The 8063-nt window shown below is 66.9% G+C and carries 6 protein-coding genes and 1 pseudogene; 4 read left to right on the top strand and 3 right to left on the bottom strand.

The genetic code is table 11. The annotated features are described in order from the left end of the window. Positions 1-578 (top strand): DUF2381 family protein (locus tag G4D85_RS41390; RefSeq protein ID WP_164019775.1); only part of this gene is annotated, 578 nt, incomplete at its 5' end. A 405-nt stretch (positions 579-983) separates the two neighbouring features. On the opposite strand, the gene G4D85_RS41385 is transcribed toward G4D85_RS41390, so the two are convergent. The 3 genes and pseudogenes from G4D85_RS41385 to G4D85_RS50920 form a co-directional block, all read right to left on the bottom strand. Beyond that, positions 984-1334: a hypothetical protein gene (locus G4D85_RS41385; protein ID WP_164019774.1), complete on the bottom strand. Its 351-nt coding sequence runs from the start codon at positions 1332-1334 to the stop codon at positions 984-986. Between the two features lie 100 nt (positions 1335-1434). Continuing rightward, on the bottom strand, positions 1435-2283 hold the full coding sequence (locus G4D85_RS41380) for a zinc-dependent metalloprotease (protein ID WP_275900357.1): 849 nt from the start codon (positions 2281-2283) through the stop codon (positions 1435-1437). A gap of 395 nt (positions 2284-2678) precedes the next feature. Continuing rightward, a pseudogene (locus G4D85_RS50920) lies at positions 2679-2905 on the bottom strand (transposase); the annotation flags it as partial. Positions 2906-3081: 176 nt separating this feature from the next. Between G4D85_RS50920 and G4D85_RS41370 the strand changes: the two are divergent. The 3 genes from G4D85_RS41370 to G4D85_RS41360 all read left to right on the top strand — a co-directional run bounded on the left by G4D85_RS41370 (position 3082) and on the right by G4D85_RS41360 (position 7995). After that, positions 3082-3741: a hypothetical protein gene (locus tag G4D85_RS41370; RefSeq protein ID WP_164019773.1), complete on the top strand. Its 660-nt coding sequence runs from the start codon at positions 3082-3084 to the stop codon at positions 3739-3741. Beyond that, complete coding sequence (locus G4D85_RS41365) at positions 3731-6010, top strand: hypothetical protein (RefSeq protein ID WP_164019772.1); 2280 nt, start codon at positions 3731-3733, stop codon at positions 6008-6010. The genes G4D85_RS41370 and G4D85_RS41365 overlap by 11 nt, the downstream gene beginning before the upstream one ends. Positions 6011-6159: 149 nt before the next feature. Continuing rightward, complete coding sequence (locus G4D85_RS41360) at positions 6160-7995, top strand: fibronectin type III domain-containing protein (protein WP_164019771.1); 1836 nt, start codon at positions 6160-6162, stop codon at positions 7993-7995. Positions 7996-8063: the final 68 nt, after the last annotated feature.

Below are 8063 nucleotides of genomic sequence, written 5' to 3'. Positions count from 1 at the left end.
CGAGCATCAGCTTCGTGCTGGTGGTACATCCGGCCCGTGCCACGCGCCAGGTGGAGGTCTTTCGCCAGAAACGCACCTTGGCGTCCTACCAGCAGGCGGAGAAGGAGAAGGGACTCCAGCTTCAGCAGTGCCGCGAGGAGACTGCACGGCTCCGCTCGGAGCGTGGAGGGCCACGCGGCTTGACGGGACTCCTGGCCGCGAGGCGCATGGACAGGAACGGGGTTGTGGCCAAGGACGTCATGAAGGACATCAGTCTACATCCAGCGAGTGCCCTCAGTCTGCTGAGCGCCGTCAGCTACCGCGCCAGAGGGCTCGTGGCGGTGGAGGTGTCGCTGGAGGCGCCCGCCGGGGCGTTACCGTGGACTGCGGCCGGAGCCGAGCTGGTGGGCCCTGGCCGCCGCACGCTGCGCGCGCTGCCCCCCTGGCAGAGTGAGCCCATTGACCCCAGCGTGATTGATGGTCGCGTTGTGATCGAGGCAGAGGCGACGGAGCAGGAGACCCGGGGCAGCTTCAGGCTCAAGCTCTGGAACGAGGATGGAACCCGAAGCGTGATCGTCTCCGGCGTAACGTTCCCATAGCGAAGAGCGCTGCCACCAAGCTGGGGACGACCCATCTCACCTCGGCCGGCGTCCGTTGCCCTCCTGCCCATGGAAGGGGCCAACCGAGGGAGAGCGCCCAAGACGCGCTATGATGCCCCCATGCCACGCATCAATTGACGGTCCCCAATCAAGGGTAGTCCGCGCGTATTGACGATTGAGCCGGACAGTGACCCGAAATGGCTGCGCATCCGGATCCACCCGCCGGGCCCACGGGCAAGGGTGGGCTGGACGATCCGAGTCCGCAAGGCCCAGTTCAAGAATGACTAGTGGAGGCCGGGTAGGGAGACCTCCCTGGCCACCCCGACCGCTCACCGGGAGAAGGGCTGCGCCCATGCGCTCTGGCGGCAGGCCCTACTTCTCCGGCCGCGAATCCTGTGTTGGAAATCAGAGAAGCTCAATTCCACTCATGACGGGATAGCCGGAGGTGCCCCCTTCGGAACACTCAATATTCCAAAAAACCCTAACAGGACGCGACGCCAATTTCGCCGAAACGGCGAGAGAAGTCACCATCCTGATGTTCTCAGCGCTCCCTCCCAACCGATAGTAGCCGCTCTTGTTCGCACAGGAATGACTGACAAAAGGCTCACTGGAGAACTTCAGGTAAACACGGCTACCTGAACCAGTGTCTTCGGCCTCGATCGTTGAAATTGTCGTGCTTCCGCTCCATGCGCCCGCGTATGCAGCGCTACCGGCGAGCACCATGAACAGCCCACTCTTCCACGCAATCTTCTTCATTGTTGGCGACCTCCTGTGGATTGGTATTTGACTCAATGGCAACCGGACGGGCCTGTTCTCGCCGATGCTTCCAAAACTCTTGGCTGGTGCGAACGGCAGGCTAGTGCAGGATAAGATCGACCACTGCGGACATCCATGGCTGAAATGATGCATTGACCTGCGGGTACAATTCCCTCAGCGCGGTGATGTCGCCGGAGGCAAACTCGCCCGTCTCGACCGAGCGGAAGCAGGAGTTCATGAGCGAGCCGCCATCAGTCGCCGTAGTCGGCGTGCCCGGGATGTGGATTGCGCCGACGCCGGAGTCGCCCTCATTGCCGCCGCTGCCGCAGCTGATGCTGCGGTTGTAATAATCCGAGTGACGAAACCCGATGGTGTGGCCGATTTCATGCGTGATGACGTGCTCGATGACGTCGACGCTGTATGAGGCGAGCCCGCCACCGATGTTGATTGTATGGTACGGAAGCCCGCCCGATGGGAACCCCGCCGAGCCTCCGACCACGCCCGGCTGGATGACCGCGCTGATGGTGAAGTTGCAGTCGGTACTCGGCGTCCGCGCCATGGAGAAGGAGAGCGGCAGTTCGTCGTAGTTCTGGATGGCGAGGTCGAGTGCCGTGCTGAACGCGCCGGTGAACGACGAGCCGTCGATGCAGATCTTCGTCAGCGCCGTGCTGACGAGGTTGGTGGTGCGGTATTGCTCCTCAGTGGTGTCACCACCTGCCTCGATCATCTCGCGCGACGCGGCCAAGGACACGTGGGCGTCCCGCCCAACGTAGACCTTCTCTTCAACGACCATGATGTCATCCGCCGGGAACCCGACCTTGACCAGGTTGGCAATAATCTCCTGCGTCCCATCGGGTGGCTCGGCGCACCCGAACACCAGGGCAATACATCCCGCCGCAAGTACGACACTTCTTGCAAACATGGACATTCCTTCCTGTTCGACCTGCATCTCCGACAATCCCAGCACGCGGCACCGCTTCCGCCGAAAGGTGCCCTATGTCGGCGACTCGCAGGACTGTATCAGTAAAATGGAAAAGCCAATAGATCAGAACAAAATAATTACCAGGATTAGCCTGATGCCTGCGTGCGTATTGAGGGCGGGGGCACCATCTTTTGCAAGAGGACAGACGCCGGATGCGAGCGGCAGACGTCCCGCCAGAGGTGGGGCTTCAAACGCAAGAGGGGAACTGGCGCTTGACCAGCTCAACGACGCTCTGGGATTGGGCGTGCGCCACCATGTTCGTCTTGGCCGACCCGGGCTCGCCCGTTGGTGTTGCCCTGGATTCCCATCAGGAAGTGCAGCCCCTTGGCGCGGAGTGCCTCGCGAAACTCACGGCAGTTGCCGCCGGACACGCACTGCTGCAACCGTTGGCGCATGGCCTCGGTCTGGCCCGGCTCCTCAACGAGCCGGGCCGCCATGGGCCCGCTGCTCTTGCGCTCTCCGTCTAGCAGCAGGCCCGTGACGTAGCCGCCGAGGGCACGACGTCTCTCGGTGCGGACCATCCCCGCCGTCATCCAGTCCAGAAACTCGCTCAGCTCCGGTCGAGCTTGCGTAACTGTGCGGGTGTCATGCCCCATCAACACGGGGCGCCACCGCTCGATTCATCTGACCGGATAGTACTAGGGGATTCCCTGAAGTCCCCTCAGGGAGTCCCTGATGGTGTCGCTCCCACCCCGACCCTACCGTCCGCTGCGTGCTCCGACTGGCTTGTGTGTCGGGGCACTCACCGCGGACTGGGAGGTCGACATGTCGTATCCGGAGTGGAACCCGATGGGTGGAGGCATGCGGCGCGGAGTGCTCGCGCTGCTCGCCTGCTGCCTGCTCTTCTCGACGGGGGCTTCCGCCGCGTCGGCGAAGAAGCGCAACCTGGTGGAGCTCATCGAGCAGTCGGACAGCATCCTCGTTGGCGCCGTGCAGAGCGTCACCGACGGCATCGATGCGCGCGGAGTGCCATACACCGAGGTCACCCTGCGCGTGGACGAGAAGCTCCGCGGGAAGCAGGCGGGCACGACGTACACCTTCCGCCAGTTCGGACTCACGGCCCCCCGGAAGATGGCGAATGGCCGCACGCTGATGGCCGTCACTCCGGATGGCTGGCCGCGCTACATCAAGGACGAACGGGTGGTGATGTTCCTCCACGCGCCCGCGCGCCTCACGGGCCTGCAGACGGCGGTGGGCCTGGAGCAGGGCAAGCTGCGCATCTCCAACAACCGCGTGCTCAGCGCGACGGACAACGAGGGCCTGTTCGAAGGCGTGAAGGTCGCCTCCGGGCTGCTGAAGCAGGAGGAGGCCGCGATGCTGGCGAAGCAGCGGGGCGCCGTGGATGCCGGGGCCTTCCTCGGCCTCGTGCGCCGCGCGGTGAAGGAGAACTGGGTGTCGCAGGGGAGGATGAAGAATGAGCGCTAGGAACCGCTTCCTCCGCGCGGGGACCGCGGCCGTGCTCACCACGGCCACCCTCGCCCACGCCGGCGGCCCGCTCGCCATCGCCGACCCGGACAACCGCATTCCCTACGCGTACCCCAACGGCGTGTCCGTGCCCGTGTACACCGACCTGGGCGACCTGGGCCCCCTGTCCAACGAGACGGCGGATGGCCTCACGGCCTTTGCGTTCGGCCAGTGGACGCAGGTGCCCACTTCGGACTTCACGGCCGCCGTGGCCGGGGACTTCGCCAGCCAGGGGCTGCCGGACATCACCGGCGCGAATGCGGACCTCGTCGTCGGCACCTTCAACGGCGGCGGCATCCACGTCCTGTACGACCACGACGGCTCCATCATCCGCGACTTCTTCGGCGCGCCCGACGGAGTGCTCGGCATCGCCAGCCCGGAGTGGGCCGACGGAGCGACCATCACCGAGAGCTGGGCGGTGATGAACGGCGCCGCGGTGGACCCGGAGGACGTCGCGGGCACCGGCTTCGCGGGCGTCTTCACCCACGAGTTCGGCCACTCCATCAACCTGGCCCACTCGCAGACGAACGGCGCCATCGGCTTCTTCGGCGACCCGCAGGGCCCCGACGGCTGCACGCCGCCCTACTCCGCCGAGCTGACCCTGGGCGACATCGAGACGATGTACCCGTACATCAACCCCTGGCAGACGGGCCAGGTGCAGTCCACGGTGGAGCACCCGGACGACGTCGCGTCGCTCTCCAACCTCTACCCCGCGGCCGGCTGGCCCGCGAGCCGGGGCACCATCCACGGCCGCATCCTGCTGACCGATGGCAGCATGCCCATCACCGGCATCAACGTCATCGCGCGCAACGTCGCCAACCCCTACGGCGACGCGGTGTCCGCGCTGTCCGGAGACTACAGCCAGGGCGCGGCCACCACGCCGGACGGCAGCTACACGCTCAACGGCCTGACGCCGGGAGCGCGGTACGTGGTGTACGTGGACGGCATCGTGCAGGGCGGGTTCTCCACGCCTCCCTCGCCCCTGCCGGGTGGCGAGGAGTTCTACAACGGCGCGGGAGAGTCCGGCCGGTCGGAGACGGACGACCGCTGCGCCTCCACCGCGCTCGTCGCGGCGGCGGGCGAGCCCATCACCGCGGACATCCTCTTCAACACCGCGGAGGCGGACGAGCACTTCTTCGGCGTCCCCGTCGCCAACACGCAGGCCACGGACGTGTCGGGCAACGGCAAGGTCCTCGTCGGCATCTTCGCGGGGCAGGACGCGCCGGGCTGGCGGTGGACGGAGAAGGACGGCTTCACGGTGCTCGGCGGCAACGGCAGCGTGAGCGTGGACGACAGCGGGCGCGTCATCAGCGGCAGCTTCACGGGCCCGGATGGCATCATCCGCGTGGGCCTCTGGACGGGCGGACAGACGTGGAAGGCGCTCCCAGTGGCCAGCGGCATGGTGGGCGAGTGCGACAGGACGGAGACCAGTCCCTTCGACATCTCCGGCAATGGCGACGCGGTGGTCGGCCTTGCGTACGGCCCGGAGGGTTGCGCCTCACCCTTCGCCTTCCGCTGGACGGCGAAGCGGGGCATGGAGAACCTGGGCGGCCTGGGCCCGTGGACGCGTGCGAATGCGATCAACAGGAAGGGCGACGTCGTGGTGGGCTGGAATGACCTGCACGAGGTGTACAACGGCCGCATCGGCGTCTACTGGAAGGACGGCCTGCAGTTCCTGGTGGACTCGGAGCAGCCGGTCGGTGAGGCCTCGGACGTCAGCTCGGACGGCAAGGTCATCGTCGGGCTGGGCGGCCAGGACGGCAACGCCTGGCGCTTCGACGAGGAGACGGGCCTGGAGTCACTCGGGAAGCTTCCCGTCCCCGGCCTGCCGGACGAGTGGAACAGCTCGGCGGCGAGCACGGTGTCGGAAGACGGCTCGGTCATCCTGGGCTACTCGGGGTTCTTCATCCAGCGCGAGCCGTTCCTGTGGACGCGGGAGCTGGGCATGGTGAACCTGGGTGACTTCCTCATCGGCCAGGGCATGTACGGCGTCGAGCAGTGGGACCTCGGCACGCCCATGGCCATCAGCGAGAACGGCCGCGTCATCACCGGCTGGGGCTTCGGGCCGCTCGGCACGCAGGGCTGGGCGGTGACGCTGAAGAAGGTGGCGGTGTGCGTGGACCCGAAGGGGAAGAAGCCGAAGACGAAGCAGGTCAGCTTCCCGCACGGGATGAATGACCAGCTCCGCAAGGGCGCCATCCCCGGCCGCTGCGAGAACGTGCTCCAGTGAGGTAGCAAAGCTCCAGGGCCGCGAGACACCCGGGGGAGGACGGCGCTTCGGCGTCGCCCTCCCCGCTTCGTTTCGAGGGGTTTGACCCGAAACGCGGGCGGCGGCGCTCCTTCTGCGCTGGCACCTCACCGTTCCTGAAAGGCAACCTCATGCCGCCGCTTCGTCACCTCCACCGGGCGGGCTCCACCGCCCTGGTGGCCCTCGCCACCCTGCTGATGACCCTGCTCCCCACGCTGGCCTCCGCCGCGGACCGGGGAGAGTGGGCCCCCTATGCCGCCTACACCGTGGGCGACATCGCCTCGTATGCGGGCAAGGCCTATGACTGCCGCCAGTCCCACACGTCTCTGCCGGGCTGGGAGCCGCCCAACGTCCTGGCGCTGTGGCTGGAGCGGTCGGGCCCGCCGCCCGTGGATACCCAGGCGCCGTCCACTCCGTCGCAGCTCACGTCCCCGGGGAAGACCTACAACAGCGTCTCGCTGACCTGGGGCGGGTCCTCCGACAACGTGGGCGTCACCGGCTACGAGGTCTTCGTCAACGGCGGCACGTCCGCGTCCGCCAGCACCTCGGGCGCCACCAGCGTCACCGTTTCGGGCCTGGCTGCCAACACCACGTACACCTTCACCGTGAAGGCCCGGGACGCGGCCGGCAACCGCTCGGCGGCCAGCGCGGCGTACAGCACGACGACGCCCGCCCAGCCCGACCCCGACCTCCAGGCCCCCACCGCGCCGGGCAGCCTGCGCTCCACGGGCGTCAGCGCGAGCAGCGTCTCCCTGGCGTGGAACGTGTCGACCGACAACGTGGGCGTCACCGGCTACGAGGTCTTCGTCAACGGCGGCGCGTCCGCGTCCGCCAGCACCTCGGGCGCCACCAGCGTCACCGTGTCGGGCCTGGCTGCCAACACCACGTACACCTTCACCGCGAAGGCTCGCGACGCGGCCGGCAACCGCTCGGGGGCGAGCAACAGCGTGTCCGCGACGACGACGGGCACCCAGCCCTCGGGCAGCAAGCTCATCGTGGGCTACTGGCACAACTTCGACAACGGCTCGACGAACATCCGGCTGCGGGACATCTCCTCGAAGTTCAACGTCATCCAGGTCGCGTTCGCCGAGCCGGTGGGCGGCGCGGGCTCGGGCAACATGGCGTTCTCGCCGTACAACTCGACGGTCGCCGACTTCAAGGCGGACATCGCCTTCCTGAAGGGCCAGGGCCGGAAGGTGCTCATCTCCATTGGCGGCGCGAATGGAACGGTGCACCTGGATGACGCCACTGCCCGGCAGAACTTCGTCACCACCATGCAGTCGCTCATCGACACGTATGGCTTTGACGGGCTGGACCTGGACCTGGAAGGCAGCTCGCTGTCGCTCAACGGCGGGGACACCGACTTCCGGAACCCCACCACGCCGCGAATCATCAACCTGATTCAGGCCACGCGGCAGCTCCTGGACCGCAACGGGGCCGGCTTCATCCTCACCATGGCGCCCGAGACGGCCTATGTGCAGGGCGGCATGGCCGCCTACGGTGGACCCTGGGGCGCCTACCTGCCCGTCATCTACTCGCTGCGAGATCGGCTGACGTACCTGCACGTGCAGCACTACAACACCGGGACTGTCACCGCGCTGGATGGCCGCGCCTACGCGCAGGGCACCCCGGACTTCCACGTGGCCATGGCGGAGATGCTCCTGCGCGGCTTTCCCGTGGGAGGCAACACCAGCGCGATGTTCCCGGCGCTGCGCCCCGAGCAGGTCCTGATTGGCCTGCCCTCCTCGCCCCAGGCGGCGGGCGGCGGGTACACGACGCCAGCCAACGTGCAGAAGGCGCTCGACTACCTCATCAAGGGCCAGTCCTTCGGCGGCGCCTACGTCCTGCGCAATGCCTCGGGCTACCCGGGCTTCAAGGGGCTGATGACCTGGTCCATCAACTGGGACAAGTTCACCAACTTCGAGTTCTCCAACAGTCACCGCGCCTACCTGGACACCTACCCGTAGGCACGTCTCCATTGCAATCCTGATACGATTTCCCGGCCCCACCTGCCCCGCACTGTCGCGAGGCCGGT

This window comes from Pyxidicoccus trucidator (assembly GCF_010894435.1).
GTDB classification, from domain to species: domain Bacteria; phylum Myxococcota; class Myxococcia; order Myxococcales; family Myxococcaceae; genus Myxococcus; species Myxococcus trucidator.
The sequence above is the reverse complement of the archived record's forward strand: the minus strand, read 5'-3'. Positions and strand labels throughout refer to the sequence as shown.

What these genes read in the sequence shown, in the direction of transcription:
- G4D85_RS41370 (WP_164019773.1), top strand. Translation starts at nt 3,082, where the DNA reads ATGTCGTATCCGGAGTGGAACCCGATGGGTGGAGGCATGCGGCGCGGA.
- G4D85_RS41380 (WP_275900357.1), bottom strand. Translation starts at nt 2,283, where the DNA reads ATGCAGGTCGAACAGGAAGGAATGTCCATGTTTGCAAGAAGTGTCGTA.
- G4D85_RS41365 (WP_164019772.1), top strand. Translation starts at nt 3,731, where the DNA reads ATGAGCGCTAGGAACCGCTTCCTCCGCGCGGGGACCGCGGCCGTGCTC.
- G4D85_RS41385 (WP_164019774.1), bottom strand. Translation starts at nt 1,334, where the DNA reads ATGAAGAAGATTGCGTGGAAGAGTGGGCTGTTCATGGTGCTCGCCGGT.
- G4D85_RS41360 (WP_164019771.1), top strand. Translation starts at nt 6,160, where the DNA reads ATGCCGCCGCTTCGTCACCTCCACCGGGCGGGCTCCACCGCCCTGGTG.